This is a genomic window from Bacillus sp. AM1(2019), from assembly GCF_009906915.1.
Classification (GTDB): Bacteria; Bacillota; Bacilli; order Bacillales; family Bacillaceae; genus Bacillus; species Bacillus velezensis.
The window spans coordinates 3,715,847-3,731,060 of the sequence record NZ_CP047644.1 but is presented as its reverse complement, the minus strand read 5'-3'; the positions used below and the strand labels follow the sequence as shown (position 1 = coordinate 3,731,060).

Below are 15,214 nucleotides of genomic sequence, written 5' to 3'. Positions count from 1 at the left end.
TACAATCATTAGAGACGAAGGGGATATTTATCGTGGAAAAAACATGGAAATTGCCGAAGCAAATGGAATCATCCCGCGGTCTGCTGGAAACGTCAGCACGGCCTTTTATCAAACTGCACGTCAAAAAAGCTGAAACGGGCCGGTATGACAGTAAAATGGCCGGAGACCCCTATTTTCCGAAACATGAACCATATCCTAAAGATGAAAGCGGCAGGCCGATGAAGCTTCTCGCTCAAATCAATTTTGCGGATATGCCCGGACTCCCTGATTTTCCGGACACCGGCATTCTTCAGTTTTACATATCGGTCAGTGATGACGTATACGGTTTGAATTTTGACGACAGGTGCGCGCAAACGGGTTTCTGCGTCAAATATTTTGAACATGTGACAGCAGAAGAAGCGGAGCTCATAAATGATTTTTCTTTCGTTCAGGTTGAAGAGGAGTACGATTTTCCGATTCAATCCGAAGCGCTGATCACCCCTGAGCTGTCTGCTGAATGGGTGCTCCCGTCTGATTTTCAATTCAGGCAGTATGCCGGGATGGATGCCTTTGACTATTTCGAGCAGTTTGACGATGAGGTGTATGACGAATATACGGCGAACGCATTCGGCCATAAAATCGGCGGCTATGCGTCCTTCACCCAGGAAGATCCGCGGTCTTACTCCCATCAAAACCATACGATTCTGCTTTTGCAAATTGATTCAGATGATGACATTGATTCGATGTGGGGAGATGTGGGAATCGCAAATTTCTTTATCAGACCGGAAGATTTGAAGAAAAAAGATTTCTCAAACGTTTTGTACAACTGGGACTGCAGTTAACGACAGTATGATAATCATGATACAAGGCAAAGGAGACGGTTCATCACTGTCTCCTTTTTTTTAGGGAATTTATCATGGATACATAGAGGAGATCAATGAATGGATATGCCGTTTATGTGAGTCTTTTGGCGTTAATGATGAGCATCTCGGCTGCTGAAAATAAGTCATTTAACCTATTTAAGCTGCTTTCTGTCTATTTTAAAATATAATATATGGAAATATAGTATGGAAAAGTCTGTGCTTTTTGTACGACTTTTTGCGTAAGACGAGGTGAAAACAGATGAGCCATTCAAGCACATTAAGCCATATTAACAGCACGATCAGCCATAAACTGGGCGAGGTTGAACACCAAATTGATAAATTAAAAGAAGCGAAAAGAGAGATAGAATCTCTGCAGGAAGAGGGCGTATCTGAAATCAGAGACATCCTCAAGCCGCACCTGGACCATCATTGGACCGGCACTTTTGCTGAAGAATTTGATGACCGGCGCGATCAGGCCCATACAGAAGCATACAGAATCGTCACAGACAAATACGACGGTTATATTTACCGAATCGGCTTAAAGATGACACAGCTTGAAATTGAAAAAGGAGGGCTCCTTGCCGCCAGAAGCATCGCGAGAGAGGCAGAGCACCTGCTGACGCTGGGAGAAGAAGCCCTTGACACGGTCGGAGAAAAAATACAATCAATCAAAAGAAGCTGGAGTTGGTTTTAATGGCAGAAATAAAACTCAAATACGGAGCCGTCATGAAGCAGCTTGAATCCGTCAGCAGCGCTTTGGAGGCCGTTTCGATCGGGAACGCCGGTTCAAACGGAAAAAACAAGCTCGACTATACCTCCAAATACCAATCCCGCGAGGCAAAGCTTGTATCAATGATCAGCGAATACAAGCAGGCCGTTCATAAGAATATCGCGGACGTTAAAGACAACGTAGATTCTTTGAAAGAACAGGACGAGGCGATCGCCGTAAAATAACGAAAGAAAGGACTTGCCGATGAGCAAAGTGTTTGAATCACAATCGTTAACGGACGAAGCAGATAAGAGAAGGAAACAATACGAAGCCCTTGAAGAGCAGCTGCGTGCGCTCAAACAAGCCTTTCAAGGCGTGGCCGATCTGGGTGATGCTTTGAAAGGGAAAGGCGCAGACAATATAAAAGATTTTTTTCAGGGACAAGCGGAAATCGCCGACAGCTGGCTGACGCTTGTCTCTGCTCAAATTGCGTTTTTAAATGGCATTTCAGGTGACATTAAAGATCAAGAACTCAGCGATACATATGTGGAGACTTCATTTTTGGAGCATGAGCTGCCCAATGCGGATTTGAAAGCTTCAGAGATTGTCTCCGCTCATAAAGCAGAAATCGATTCAATTTTGTCAGGCATCAGCGATATTATTCATCTCGACACATATACGCTGGATGATTACGCTGATAAAATGGGCGATGCCCAGAAAACCAGACGCGACACGATCACGGCAGTCGATACGCTTGATGAATCCCTGACCGCTGAATATCAAAACTTAGAATCTCTGGACAACGCAGTGCTCAGCAAATATTCCGTTCTCATGCAGGCCACCAGCAACGGGAAAAGCGCATCCCCTATGTACTATGACAAAAAAGCTTTCCACAGCAATGAAATCTACAAAAGCGTCATGGCGACAGAAAAACAGGGAACGGACTATATTGACGCAAAAGCCCAGCAGGCCGAAGCAAGACGGCTTCAGGAAAAGGCTGAAGAAGAAGCCAATAAACCATGGTACGAAAAAACATGGGACGGCATCTGCAACTTTACCGGCGAAGTCACCGGCTATTATGATTATAAAAGAGCAGCCGAAGGCGTTGATCCGGTGACCGGAGAAAAACTCTCCACCGCAGAACGCGTCACAGCAGGAGCGATGGCCGCCGCCGGATTCATACCGGTCGTCGGCTGGGCGGGCCGCGCTTTCAAAGGCGGAAAAGCCATTTACAAAACCGGGAAAACCGTCATTGCCGCAGAACATGCTTTAGATGCCTATAAAACAGGAAAATCCTTAGACATTCTAAAAATGACAGAAATGGGCGCATACGGCCTTGTCGCCTCAAACGGATTCTCAGAAGCCGTCACAGGCAGAGATATGTTCGGAAACAAAGTGTCTGAGGAGAAGCGGAAGCAAGGGGCGCTGGAAGCTGCGCTGAGTTTGGTTGGAGCCGGTGCATTGGCGAAGCATGTAAACAAAGGCATACCGCTTGCAAAATCGCCACAAGCATCAAAAGTTGAAAAAGGGAAAAAGATTCTAGACCAAGTAAAAGAATTCAAAGTCCCGACGAATGTAAAAATTCGTGTCCATAAGACTGTCACACCGGATGGCGCAACTTTCCCAATCATTCATGCTGATGTGAAAACGACGGCTGTGAAAGATCTTGGGATTGTGAAGATGGCTGGTAGTGGTAAAGGTATTAAGGGTATTGTTAAACCTGTTTCAAATATGAATGAGTTTTTTGATATGGAATTTGGAAAAAAAATAAGTAATTCCTTATCAAAATCAAAAGTAAAGTACGATGGACAATCAATTTATAAGGTGGAAAAGAAAACTGATAACCAATATCTGAAAAAGGGTTATGGAGTTTATCTTGACGCATTACACAAAGACCATTTAGAAGTAATAGATAAGACGGGAAATGTGAAATACGTATTGAATTTAGATGGTACTTTAAACCCTGACAAGACTAAGAAAGCACTTGGACGAGTAGTTAAGGGGTGGAAATAATAGTGGAGGAATTTATATGGATAAAAAGTTAGAAGGAATATTGGACATACTAGATAAACTTAATTCAAGTATTAATATTGTAAATAAAGAAGATTTAGATGAACAGTACGAGAACCTTGAGGATTTTAGGGTGTTAACTAGAGATTTAGATATTATACTAAACAATTTTGGTTCATTGGATAAGAACGATGGTGATGAAATAGAGAAAATGTTATTTGAACTTCATAGAATTCTAACGACGTTTGAATGGCATTTCTCAGAAATCAGTGATTTAAACACAACAATTTTAAAAGTTTATAAAGACAAAATCAATAACCTCTAGTAATGAAAAGCCTTAAAAGATTTTTATTTTCTTTTAAGGCTTTTTTAGTGGGGGTGAGTGCCGAATAAACTGTTTTCTATTTAGAGAGTAGAGGTGATCCTTATAAGCCTTATATGATGTTTTACCAAATTATAGAGTGCGTACAAATAACTTTAAAATGTATGCCCTATCGTATGAATCAAGGATTAATCAAACACCTGCACAGGTCAATCCAAAGATTGAATTTGAAGGAATTAGGGGAGAATCTTTAAGTACGCTTAAACCTCCACCAGACCCTAAATTGAAAAGCATATTAGATGAGGCTGGTATAAAAGGTATTCAATATAAAAATGGAGTTCCTGATTTTTCACCAATAGCAAAAGCACAAGTTGAAATCAACTATATGCTTGGAGGAAAAGGAACTTATGGGGGGAAAGCCAGACGAGCTAATTTTGTTCAATCAGATCAAAAATTAGCTGACCAAATTAATGGCTCACCTGAGTTAGCAAGTCAATTTGGGATGGAATCTGGTAAAATTAATGCAAGAGATATAAAAAAATATCGAGAAAAAATAAATTAACATGGCATGAATTAAATGATGTTAAAACAATGCAACTTGTGCCAACAAAAATAAATAGTGAATTCGGACACCTTGGTGGTGTAGGAGAAATAAACGCAGGAGCTTTTAACCTGAAACAAAGGCATACCGCTTGCAAAATCGCCACAAGCATCAAAAGTTGAAAAAGGGAAAAAGATTCTAGACCAAGTAAAAGAATTCAAAGTACCGACGAATGTAAAGATTCGTGTCCACAAGACTGTCACACCGGATGGCGCAACTTTCCCAATCATTCATGCTGATGTAAAAACGACTGCTGTGAAAGATCTTGGGATTGTGAAGGTGGCTGGTAGTGGTGGCGGGAATAGTAAGAAACTTTTCGGTCAATATGGAACTCAAATTGCAAGTAAGACAACATGGCAAAATGGGAAGACAGAAAGAATAGACATTGAAAACCCAAATCCAGGGCAAAGAGAAGGTCAAATTCACTATCACGAGCCAAGTAATAAAAAATGGTATTTTGATGTGGAAACAAAAAAGTTTTATGACCAAAAAACAGGTGAAGATGCACCTAGCAAAATTCAAAAAGTACTTAAAGACAAGAGTGTTCAGAAAGCTATAAATAAGGGATTGAAATTTTTAGGTGAAGATCCTGTATTTTAGTATAGGAGTGAAGATTATATATGGAATATACAAATAAAAATATGAAAAGACTAAAAGAACGACTTGAAGATCGGAGTAATGCAAATAAAGTTGACCTATCTAAATTAAAGGATATTATTTCACCTAATATAGTTAAAGTAGACGATTGCTATATTCTAGATCTAGAGTATGAGTTAACTGATAATACAACGATAAATTGGAATAGAATTTTGAAAATGTACGGGGATAAAACGGGGTATGAAGCATCGTGTAATGAGCTCCGCATAAACGATTATTTAGACTACAGTGATTTGTCTGATGAAGAGATTTCACTTTATGCGTTTCAGATAGTAGACGGTTGGGAACAACATTTAAAAGAAAAATTTCCTGAGCATAAATTTGTTGTGATTATAAGTATTGATGAAGGTTTTGCGACACTTAGATTTTATAAATATAGAGAAGAGGAAAGCAGTTGGCTAAAGGCCGACATTGAAGAGTACGGAAACGAAGCTATCCTTGTAAAAGAAATTAACTTTGATAATAAAATTTAAGTAAAAAAGCAGGTAGTTATATTGTACCTGCTTTTTTAGTTTTTACCTTTTGAAAGCAAAAAACATTACAAATGATCAAGCTTTTACAGGATTAATGGTAAAACTAATTCAAAACTGTTGATTTATAGAGAAAAAAATTAAAGTTTAAGTTTTGTGAAAAGTGAAATAAAATGATTCGAAAATGTAAAGGAGAGAATGTAATGTCGCAAGAACAGAAGTTAATTATATTGAATGAAATGTTTAAAAAGAAGGCGATGAAGAGGACGTTGAAGGGTTAACAAACAATAATGATTGATGGGGTTATCAAGCATGTTTTTAATAAAATAAAAAATGAAAGAAATTTTAAAAGTAATAATGAAGTTATGAGAGATATTATTTTTGAAGGAATTAATAGTATAGTTGAAAAATCTTGAAGGTTTTAATGCAAAATAGAAACGCCTTCATATCTCTTTTATATTTCACATGGATAGCTACGGAAACTCTGGTTAACGGATGGAAAAAAAGCTGCTGTCCACTCTACAAAATTCCCAAATGAGCATCAAGCTGGTCATGGAATAGGTTCAACAACAAACACCCAATTTAAAGGGAGAAAAAATAATAGGCTAGAATTTACTAAGGTAAACCATGAAAATAGTTTAAAACAAAACTAAAGAGGTTCTGTTAATGGTGAAATATGTTAAGTTAGATGTTCCAAAAGCAAATTTACATCCCCTAAGAATAACACAAGGTTGGAAAGTGAATTATAATCATTTTGTTGAAATAGATCCAAGAACTTTAGAACCGAATGATGATTCCTGGTTTTTGTTCACAGACAGTTTGTTGCAGCTTTATCATGAACAATCCTCAATAACGCTTGATTTAGGCTGGGTTCCTGACATTTCACCTGAAGGTAACTATCTGGTTTTAATAGTCAAAAATAATGATTGGGAAGATCCTATTAAAGAATTTTCATCAGATGATTATAAAAAAGTAATTTTATATATTGAATATTATTTAAAACAAGTAACAACAACTTGGTGGAAGTAGTTAAATAATAATGGCTGGAATAGTTCGAACATGGAATCAGATTTATTAATGAATACCCTGAAATCGGTGAACTGCTTAACCGTCTATTTGTGAATAGGGAATTAGACGAATGGTACAAGAACAAATGTGCAGATAAAATAAAAGTGCCTGATGAATTTAGTCAAATAAAAAGTCTAAAAAAATTGAAGTTAGAGATTTACTCCTTCTGGAGAAATCAATATCCACATGCAAGATCTTTCTGGGGAAAATGGATTTCATCTAGAACAGCAAAACAATATGAAAGTATCTAATCTGGTTCCTGTTTATGTACCAGATTATAGTTATTCCCTTAGACATGAATTAATCGACGGGGCTTATGATATTGTAGGTACCGCTGAATCTTTAGAATTCATTCAGGGAACGAACTATATCAATAAAGTAATGCAAGAGAAAGGGTTTATCGAACTCAGTATTTGTATGATTACTACGATACTGTGTATGAGGGGAGTGAATTGCCCCATATACAGTCTTTCAATAGGAGATTAACATTAGGAGATGCCTTGTTTACTGATGTATTAGAATTGCTATAGTTAAGAGCTTGCCCTGTTGTCATCGGCAAGTTTTTTTATAGATAGTATAACAATGTGGAGTACAAGGAGAAACTGGATGGACAGAAATCAAATTTCTCAATTGCAGCCATTGAAAATCTGTAATGGCTGGTCTGTAGTACAGAACAATTTAAATTCAGAAAAAAGAATGGAAGAAAAATATGAACTGCTAAAACTACAAAATGAAAAACGTAATGCTGTTATTAAGGCAATATTTGAAAATGATCAATATCATGTCAAAGTAGCGGGCTTAAAAGCAGATAAGATTTATAAAGAAGACTCTTTTAATGAAATGGAACAATTATTGGAAGAGTTAGAATATCAAATCTGGACTGTGGGAAGCGGGGTTTTAGAGGGTTTGCAACAGCTAAGCCAATATGTTCCCAATTTCTTAAGGCTTAAGATACCGGCGGGCTGGACTGTTGATTATATTACATTAAAAGAACTGACCCTAAAACTCTAGAGGGAAATGATGATGCTTGGTTATTTGACTTTAATCAAGATCTCCTGCAGATTTCTCATAAAACTAAAAATTTGCTGCTTGATGTAGGGTGGTACCCAGAAGGCGACCCAAACGGCAGTTATGGCATTGAACTGATAAAAAACGAAGATTGGGAAAATCCTTTAGAAGATATTATGTGTACTGAACTTAAAGAATTACTTAAACAATTGGACCTTATTTTTATGAAAGAAATGAAAAATGAATTTTAATAAAAGATATAATTTGTTGAAGGAGTCTTCGTTAGATCGAAACGCAGGACGATTGAGCACGAAGACTATTTTTAGAGAGGAAAACCAATGAAATGAAAATACATCAAATTCACGATTTTGATCTAAAAGATGAATCGGATTTTGTTCAAACACAACAATCCCTTAAACATAAAATTAACCTATCTCATTCCATCACCCCAGACTCCGTCAACACCTGCGCAGGCGTCGACCTCGCTTATTGGGAGCAGGACGGGGAACCGTACGGCGTATGCAGTATCATCGTGATTGACGCTGATACAAAAGAAGTGATTGAAAAAGTGCACAGCATGGGGAAAATCGGCGTGCCGTATGTTTCCGGTTTTCTTGCGTTTCGCGAGCTGCCTTTGATCATCGAGGCGGCGAAAAAGCTGGAGGCGGAGCCGGATGTGTTTTTGTTTGATGGCAACGGGTATCTGCATTACAATCATATGGGCGTTGCCACCCATGCGGCTTTTTTTCTGGGTAAGCCGACGATTGGGATAGCGAAAACCTATCTCAAAATCAAAGGCTGCGATTTCGTGACGCCTGAAAATGAAGTCGGCGCATACACCGATATTATCATTGACGGCGAGGTATATGGACGGGCGCTGCGAACGCGGCGGGATGTGAAGCCTATTTTCTTGTCTTGCGGACATAACATTGATTTAGAAAGCAGCTATCAGATCACAATGAAAATGATCAATCGAGAAAGCAGGCTGCCGATCCCTGTCCGTCTGGCTGACCTTGAAACGCATGTTTTGCGAACGTTTTATCGGAAAAATCCCGTGTGACACTTGGGGCTCTAAGCCACCAAGTGTTTTTTTGTATGCCTGGTGTCTGCTTTATTAAAAACTTTGTCGTCCTTGCAGATAGATTTTTATTTGAATGTTTTTCGCGTCAAATCGATAAAAGCCTTTAATGGCGCAGACATCCACTTGTCCTTATGCCATGCTAATTGAGTAAAAACAGGGCATTCATTCTGCCAGCTGAGTTCTTTCATCCGTCCTTCGGCAATATCGTCTTTTACTGTCATTTCAGGCAATAGTCCAATTCCAAGTCCGGCCATCACGCATTGTTTGATGGCTTCTATGCTGACGAATTCTAATTTGTTAGGGTAGACTCCGGCGTCATGTAAAGTGTTCTCAAAGAGCGTGCGGTATGAACAGCCGTCCTCTGTCAGCAGAAGGGTTTCGTTTTGAAGATCTTTCAATGTTGCTGGTGAGTCTGCTGGAAAAGGATGATCATTGGCGGCTACCATTTTGATTTCATCCTGAATCAAAGATTCAACGTGCAGTGCGTCTTCCGTTCGGTTCACATCCAAAATGAAAGTGATATCAAGCTGGCCCTGTAAGAGCTGTTCTTTCGCTTGTTCGTTGGACACATACGGTTTGAATATGAGCTTTACTTGAGGAAAAGCCTGTTTGAATTCTTTTATGATAGGCGGAAGGCGGTATGTGCACTGGCTTTCCGTCGCGCCGATTTTCAAGGTTCCGGTTGTTTCTCTTACTTGATTTGCGGCCATTTTTGCTTCTTCTGTTAACGCAATGATCTTCTCCGCATAGGATTTGAATGTTTTGCCGGCTTCTGTCAGGATGAGCCGCTTGCCGAGCCGTTCAAATAAAGGAGTCCCGATTTCTTCTTCAAGTGATTTGATCTGAGAGGTAACGCTTGATTGTGCATAGTTAAGCATCTTGGCGGTTAGGGTGAAGTTTACATGTTCTGCCGCCGTAATAAAGGTGATCAGCTGCTTCAATTCCATATGTTCTCGTCCTTTCTAAATCGGTTTTACCGATTGGAATAATCGAAATAATCATCTGTATTGATTGATGAATCCATTATATGATGAAGAAAATCATTCGTAAACAAAGGAGCAGATGCATCATGAAAATTGCGGTTATTCATGGCGGAACGAGGTCTGGCGGAAATACGGATATTCTTGCGGAGAAGGCTGTTCAAGGATTCGATGCGGAGCACATTCATTTGCGGAAATATCGGCTCCAGCCAATTGAAGATCTGCGTCACGCCCAAGGCGGCTTTCGTCCTGTTCAAGATGACTGCGATTCTATCATTGAGCGGATATTGCCGTGCGATATTCTTGTATTCGCCACCCCAATTTATTGGTTTGGCATGTCAGGGACATTAAAGCTGTTTATTGATCGCTGGTCACAGACGCTGAGAGATCCGAGATTTCCTGATTTTAAACAGCAAATGTCAGCGAAGCAGGTATATGTAACAGCAGTGGGAGGAGACAATCCTAAACTAAAAGGGCTGCCGCTGATTCAGCAATTTGAACATATTTTTCATTTTATGGGGATGTCCTTTAAAGGCTATGTGCTGGGAGAAGGCAATCGTCCCGGTGATATTCTTCATGATCATCAGGCGCTGTCCGCGGCGAGCCGTTTATTGAAAAGAAGTGATGCGATATGAAGCTGCTGCTGGTTATCTCTGGTATGTTGATACTCGCACTCTTTTTAGCTTGGAAAGCGCCGACTTCTGTTTGGATACAGGCTGAAACCAATTCGCCTCAGGTTCAGCAATTTGTGAGAATGGCAGGCGCAACGCTGCAAGTCAAGCAAATCATCAAGAGTGATGCAGGCGAAGAAACAGTTGTCATATCAAATGGTATTTCTGGGCCAAAATAAAAAAGCACCTGTCCAGGTGCTTTTCTTTATAAATGAGGAACCACAAGCCCTCCATACAAAAACGCCGCGATAATCAGGAAGGCCGGATGCATCTTGAATTTTGTCAAGGCAAGGAGGGAAATCCCCGCAATCACTATCGCTTGAACCCAGCCGATCGCTTTGATGCCGTCTGCGCCGATTTGCCAGGTAAGAATGAGCATCATGACGGCGATGACAGGCTGGACGGACAGCGTCATACCTTTGATGACGGGGGATTGGCGGAAGCGCTGAATGATGCGCAAGAGGACGATCAATGCGAGCGCCGACGGTACGACAGTGGCGATCAGCGCAATCAGGAACCCGGGCCACCCGCCTGCGCTGTAGCCGACATACGCCGCGATTTTGGTTGCGATCGGGCCCGGCAATGCGTTCGCAAGTGCGAGCATATTTGAGAATTGATCTTTTGAGAGCCAGCTGTATCTGTTGACGACTTCTTCAAACATCAGCGGGATCGACGCCGGTCCGCCTCCATATCCGAGTACGTTTGCGACAAAAAACGCCATAAATATATAAATCATGATCATGAGGCCGACATTCCTTTATCTTTTGAACGTTTATTTGTGATTTTGTCCTTTAATTTAAAATGAAACGCGCCGTACGCCAAGAAAATGATAATGACAAAGCCGGGATTGATCTGTAACGTTTGCAGGCCGATAAAAGCGATGATAAAAAACAGGATGCCCGTGACCCAGCCGAAACCTTTAAGCGCTTTTTGGCCAAACTCGTACGCCATGATGCCGAGCATGACGGCGATCACCGGCGTGACGGCGCCAATCATGCCGGCAACAACCGCTGAGTGGCTTAAGACATTGACAGCGGCAAACAAGCCTGCCATAGCAAGACATGTAGGCAGAATATGGGCGAGGATTGCCAAGATTGCGCCTAACGTGCCTTTCAGCTTGAAGCCCAGATACGCAGCCATTTTTGTGGCAATCGGTCCGGGAAGCGCATTAGCGATGGCTAATATTTCTCCGAATTCATCATCATCTATCCATTTGTATTTATTGACGGCTTCATGGCGGATGAGCGGGATCACCGACGGTCCGCCCCCGAATCCGAGAATGCCCGTTCGGACCATCGCCGCCGTAATGTCCCAATAGGGATGTTTCATGGCTATGTCCTCCTTACAGCTTCATGCCCGTTCTGCTTTTATACCGTTTAATCAGCATTTGGCAGTCGACGCTGACGACGCCTTTTTGCGTATAGAGCCGTTTTGTCAAAAACTCTTCCATCTCCTGATCATTTGCGAAAATGCCGTGCATATGCAGCTTGCTCGGTCCGGTCATGTGATAAAGGCTTGTCACGGCCGGCTCCTTTTCAAGCTTTAATGCGGTTTCCTCCAAATACTGCGGCTCCACCTCCACATTAAAAAACACGGACACGTGACGGCCGATTTTCGCCGGGTTGATGACAGCGGTGAATTTTTCAATCACACCGGCATCCAGTAAATGCTGAATGCGGTGCTGAACCGCCACTCGCGACAGGTTAACCCGCTTTCCTACGTCTGTATAGGAAATCCTCCCTTCCTCGTGCAAAATCGAAAGAATCTGTTTATCCGTTTCATCAAGGACAAGATTCGGAATGCTGTATTCATGTTCCAACCCGCTTCACCTTCCTTCATTTGGTAGACATTATTGTATCATGAAACATTACGTTATGAAGGGAGAATTTTTTTATTGTTTTCGATATGTAACAACTTAGAATCATTTATTATCGTAAAGTAAATAGTGTGTAAGATTTTCTTTCAGGAATGTGGATGGCCGCGAAGCCGCTTTTTATACTTGAGAAAATTTGTAAAGGGGCTTGCCATGAATACTTCAACCATCGGAACGAAACAAATGGTCGTCAGTCCGCATTATCTCGCTTCTCAGGCGGGGGCCGGCATTCTGGAAAAGGGCGGAAACGCGTTTGACGCGGCAGTGGCGGTCAGCGCCTGTCTGGCAGTTGTGTATCCGCATATGACGGGTCTTGGCGGGGATTCATTTTGGCTCACTTACCATAAAGAAACGGGACGAATCAAAGCTTATAACGGGAGCGGCCGTTCAGGGAAGCATGTGACGAGAGACTTGTATCGGGGAAGAGAAGCGATCCCTCTGCGCGGGACAGAAAGCGCCATTACCGTTCCGGGAATGGCGGACAGCTGGGATGCCGTGCTTTCGGCGTACGGGCGTCTTTCGCTCGCTGAGGTGCTGAAGCCTGCTCTTGATTATGCGGCAAACGGATTTCCGGTGTCCGCCGACCAGTGCGCCCACACAGAACGCAATCTCGCTCTTTTAGCCTCAATGCCTTACACCTCGGCCATTTTTACGAGAAACAAAAAAGCGCCCATGCCCGGTGAACGGTTTGTCCAGAAGGATCTGGCGGCCAGCTTGGAGCAGCTTGCCGAGAAAGGCAGAAGCGCTTTTTATGAAGGAGACCTCGCTCAACGCATCACATCCTTTCTGCAAAACAACGGCGGCCGTCTGACACTTGATGACTTTAAAGCCCACCGCGGCGAGTGGACGAACCCGGTATCCTCCGATTACCGCGGGTGCAAAATCTATCAGGCTCCGCCGAATTCACAGGGCTTTACAGGCTTAATGACGCTCAATATATTGGAAAACTATGATTTTTCTCAGATCGAACACGGTTCCTTTGACTATTATCATCTGCTGATCGAGGCGCTGAAGAAGAGTTTTCAGCACCGGAATGAAGTGCTGACTGATCCGGCATTTTCTCATATTCCGCTGGATCGGCTGCTTGATAAACGGTATGCAAAGCAGCTTGCGGAAGAAATCGGTAACGTGGCTGCGCCGGCGGTAAGCCGGCCGATCGGAAGCGACACAGCTTATGCCGCCGTCGCCGATGCGGAAGGAAATGCCGTTTCCTTTATTCAGAGCCTCTATTTCGAGTTCGGATCTGCCGTTACAGCGGGGGAGACGGGCATTCTGCTGCAAAACCGCGGGTCATTTTTTTCGCTGGACGAATCTCATGTCAATACACTTGAACCCGGCAAGCGGACGTTCCACACCCTCATGCCGGCGATGGCCTGTAAAGAAGGAAGGCCGCACATCCTGTACGGAACCCAGGGAGGAGAAGGCCAGCCGCAAACTCAGACAGCGATGATTACGCGCATCATTGATTACAAAATGGACCCCCAGCAGGCGATCAATGAGCCGCGCTGGGTCTGGGGACGGACATGGGGAGAGGAGTATGAAGGGCTGAGGGTTGAAAGCAGAATCAGCCCTGAAACGAGAGAAGCCCTAAGGCAGAGCGGCCACCGCGTCGAGACCGTTGGTGATTTCAACGGGCTTATGGGCCATGCGGCAGCGATCGTCATTGATGAAGAAGGCTTTCTCCAAGGCGGGGCCGACCCGCGCGGCGACGGAGCGGCCGCAGGAGTATAGAGCTGCGCTAACTGATGAAAAAAATAAGCACGCCAAGCGCGGCAGAAAGACCCGCGTAAAACGAATCGTACACATATTGCTTTTCCTCCCGCCGGTGCCGCCATTCCATTAAGCCGCTGCAGCAAAATAGCATGAAAACAACTCCCGCAAATACGTACATTTCATTGAAAAAATTCACCGCTGCGATGCCCGTAATAAGCAGTGTGATTTCGATTAATCGATGTGTGCCGTTTATCGGCTTCTGCTTTTTAACAGGCTTTGGCAAATTGAGAACTTTGACGGCAAATACTTGAAACATAAGGCTGAGCAAAATAAATACGGCTGAAAAAATCAGTAACTGAGTGAAATCCATCGTCTGCCTCCTAAAAATGTGCCACTCGTTTCATACGGGTGAGGACCTTGTAAGTTTCGGCATTCTACAAGACATTAGGCTGAGTTAAATGGTAAAAGACTCAAAAAGACCCCTTTCGAAAGGGGTCTTTTTGACTAGTTTCTTCTATTATAATGGTTCCTGCTTCAGGTCGGGCGGACAAGCGTATATGTCTTCCCGAGTCTGGCGTATTCATTCCCCGCGAGCCTTGCCGCAGGCTTCAGCTCATCTGTCCGTATGTAGCCTTTATCGGCGTCATATACTTGGTCATTCAAATGAAAACAAACGACTCTGCCGATGATGAGGTCTGTCGTCGTTTCTCCGCTGTCATTTTGGAACGGAAGATGGCGTTCGAGTATACATTCAAACCTGACCTTTGCTTCTTTTATACCGGGAACGCTGATGCAAGCGCTGTCTGTCACAGAAAGGTCTGTCATGCCAAGCTCACTGACATCAGGATCAAGCCTTGCCGCCGTTTTGTTAATGTCTTCAATAATGGACTCATCACTGACGTGCACCACGAATTCCCGATGAGCGAGTGCGTTTCTCGCGGTGTCTTTCTGCCGACCGTCCGCGCGGCTGACTGAGATGGCCAGAAGCGGCGGTTCTGCGGAGACAACGTTATAGAAACTGAAGGGCGCCGCGTTTACGGCGCCGTTGATGGATGACCGCGTAGTGACAAATGCGATCGGCCGGGGAACGACTGTGCCCGAAAGCAATTTGTAAGTGTCTTTTGCGTTCAGTTCGTCTGCTCGTAAGATATGCATGATTTCGGCCGCCTTTCTTTATCGTATGACCTGATTATACAGAAAGAAAATTCG

General features: G+C 42.8%; 17 protein-coding genes and 4 pseudogenes. 15 read left to right on the top strand and 6 right to left on the bottom strand.

What is annotated here, in order from left to right; translation table 11 throughout:
- Positions 1-32 precede the first annotated feature (32 nt).
- From GNE05_RS18490 to GNE05_RS18430, 12 genes and pseudogenes are all read left to right on the top strand, one after another.
- Positions 33-821, top strand: coding sequence for a YwqG family protein (locus tag GNE05_RS18490; RefSeq protein ID WP_160183076.1), 789 nt, complete (start codon positions 33-35; stop codon positions 819-821).
- A 280-nt stretch (positions 822-1,101) separates the two neighbouring features.
- Positions 1,102-1,536 (top strand): coiled-coil domain-containing protein, encoded by a 435-nt coding sequence (locus GNE05_RS18485; RefSeq protein ID WP_014419065.1) that lies wholly within the window; start codon positions 1,102-1,104, stop codon positions 1,534-1,536.
- The gene (locus GNE05_RS18480; RefSeq protein ID WP_007614257.1) at positions 1,536-1,796 is read left to right on the top strand and encodes a YwqI/YxiC family protein; all 261 of its coding nucleotides are present in this window, start codon (positions 1,536-1,538) and stop codon (positions 1,794-1,796) included. Before GNE05_RS18485 ends, GNE05_RS18480 begins: the two co-directional genes overlap by 1 nt.
- A 19-nt stretch (positions 1,797-1,815) precedes the next feature.
- A complete protein-coding gene (locus GNE05_RS18475) occupies positions 1,816-3,564 on the top strand; it encodes a ribonuclease YeeF family protein (RefSeq protein ID WP_160183075.1) in 1,749 nt (582 codons plus the stop codon).
- 16 nt (positions 3,565-3,580) lie between these two features.
- Positions 3,581-3,886, top strand: a complete 306-nt coding sequence (locus GNE05_RS18470) for a hypothetical protein (protein ID WP_012118628.1) — start codon at positions 3,581-3,583, stop codon at positions 3,884-3,886.
- 160 nt (positions 3,887-4,046) lie between these two features.
- A pseudogene (locus GNE05_RS18465) lies at positions 4,047-4,606 on the top strand (HNH endonuclease); the annotation flags it as partial.
- Positions 4,560-5,084: pseudogene (locus tag GNE05_RS18450) on the top strand (T7SS effector LXG polymorphic toxin); the annotation flags it as partial. The pseudogenes GNE05_RS18465 and GNE05_RS18450, both read left to right, overlap by 47 nt.
- 20 nt (positions 5,085-5,104) lie before the next feature.
- Positions 5,105-5,614 carry a hypothetical protein gene (locus GNE05_RS18445; protein WP_022553899.1) on the top strand — a complete coding sequence of 170 codons (510 nt, stop codon included), beginning with the start codon at positions 5,105-5,107 and terminating at the stop codon, positions 5,612-5,614.
- Positions 5,615-6,277: 663 nt separating this feature from the next.
- Positions 6,278-6,640 carry a hypothetical protein gene (locus GNE05_RS18440; protein WP_022553898.1) on the top strand — a complete coding sequence of 121 codons (363 nt, stop codon included), beginning with the start codon at positions 6,278-6,280 and terminating at the stop codon, positions 6,638-6,640.
- A gap of 35 nt (positions 6,641-6,675) precedes the next feature.
- Positions 6,676-7,209, top strand: a pseudogene (locus GNE05_RS21305) (hypothetical protein).
- Positions 7,210-7,285: 76 nt separating this feature from the next.
- A pseudogene (locus GNE05_RS18435) lies at positions 7,286-7,938 on the top strand (hypothetical protein).
- Between the two features lie 92 nt (positions 7,939-8,030).
- Entirely contained in the window at positions 8,031-8,747 is a 717-nt protein-coding gene (locus tag GNE05_RS18430) for an endonuclease V (protein WP_160183074.1), read from the top strand.
- A gap of 86 nt (positions 8,748-8,833) precedes the next feature.
- Here GNE05_RS18430 and GNE05_RS18425 read toward each other — a convergent pair whose 3' ends face one another.
- Positions 8,834-9,715 carry a LysR family transcriptional regulator gene (locus GNE05_RS18425; protein WP_017418769.1) on the bottom strand — a complete coding sequence of 294 codons (882 nt, stop codon included), beginning with the start codon at positions 9,713-9,715 and terminating at the stop codon, positions 8,834-8,836.
- 122 nt (positions 9,716-9,837) lie between these two features.
- Between GNE05_RS18425 and GNE05_RS18420 the strand changes: the two genes are divergently transcribed.
- Both GNE05_RS18420 and GNE05_RS18415 read left to right on the top strand, forming a co-directional pair.
- Positions 9,838-10,383, top strand: a complete 546-nt coding sequence (locus GNE05_RS18420) for a flavodoxin family protein (RefSeq protein ID WP_160183073.1) — start codon at positions 9,838-9,840, stop codon at positions 10,381-10,383.
- Entirely contained in the window at positions 10,380-10,598 is a 219-nt protein-coding gene (locus tag GNE05_RS18415; RefSeq protein ID WP_017418770.1) for a hypothetical protein, read from the top strand. Before GNE05_RS18420 ends, GNE05_RS18415 begins: the two co-directional genes overlap by 4 nt.
- A 26-nt stretch (positions 10,599-10,624) precedes the next feature.
- On the opposite strand, the gene chrA is transcribed toward GNE05_RS18415, so the two are convergent.
- Genes chrA through GNE05_RS18400 form a run of 3 tightly spaced genes read right to left on the bottom strand, consistent with a single transcriptional unit; the run spans position 10,625 to position 12,238 of the window.
- Positions 10,625-11,161: a chromate resistance efflux protein ChrA gene (chrA, locus tag GNE05_RS18410; RefSeq protein WP_160183072.1), complete on the bottom strand. Its 537-nt coding sequence runs from the start codon at positions 11,159-11,161 to the stop codon at positions 10,625-10,627.
- On the bottom strand, positions 11,158-11,748 hold the full coding sequence (gene chrB, locus GNE05_RS18405) for a chromate efflux transporter subunit ChrB (RefSeq protein ID WP_053285350.1): 591 nt from the start codon (positions 11,746-11,748) through the stop codon (positions 11,158-11,160). The genes chrA and chrB overlap by 4 nt, the downstream gene beginning before the upstream one ends.
- Positions 11,749-11,761: 13 nt before the next feature.
- The gene (locus GNE05_RS18400; protein ID WP_007407537.1) at positions 11,762-12,238 is read right to left on the bottom strand and encodes a chromate efflux transcriptional regulator ChrS; all 477 of its coding nucleotides are present in this window, start codon (positions 12,236-12,238) and stop codon (positions 11,762-11,764) included.
- 207 nt (positions 12,239-12,445) lie between these two features.
- Here GNE05_RS18400 and ggt point away from each other — a divergent pair, with 207 nt between their 5' ends.
- Positions 12,446-14,023, top strand: a complete 1,578-nt coding sequence (ggt, locus tag GNE05_RS18395; protein WP_160183071.1) for a gamma-glutamyltransferase — start codon at positions 12,446-12,448, stop codon at positions 14,021-14,023.
- Between the two features lie 7 nt (positions 14,024-14,030).
- Here the strand turns inward: ggt and GNE05_RS18390 are convergent, their stop codons facing one another.
- Together GNE05_RS18390 and GNE05_RS18385 are read right to left on the bottom strand one after the other, a co-directional pair.
- On the bottom strand, positions 14,031-14,375 hold the full coding sequence (locus GNE05_RS18390) for a DUF4181 domain-containing protein (protein WP_014419052.1): 345 nt from the start codon (positions 14,373-14,375) through the stop codon (positions 14,031-14,033).
- Between the two features lie 164 nt (positions 14,376-14,539).
- A complete protein-coding gene (locus tag GNE05_RS18385) occupies positions 14,540-15,160 on the bottom strand; it encodes a flavin reductase family protein (protein ID WP_012118614.1) in 621 nt (206 codons plus the stop codon).
- Between the last annotated feature and the right edge of the window lie 54 nt (positions 15,161-15,214).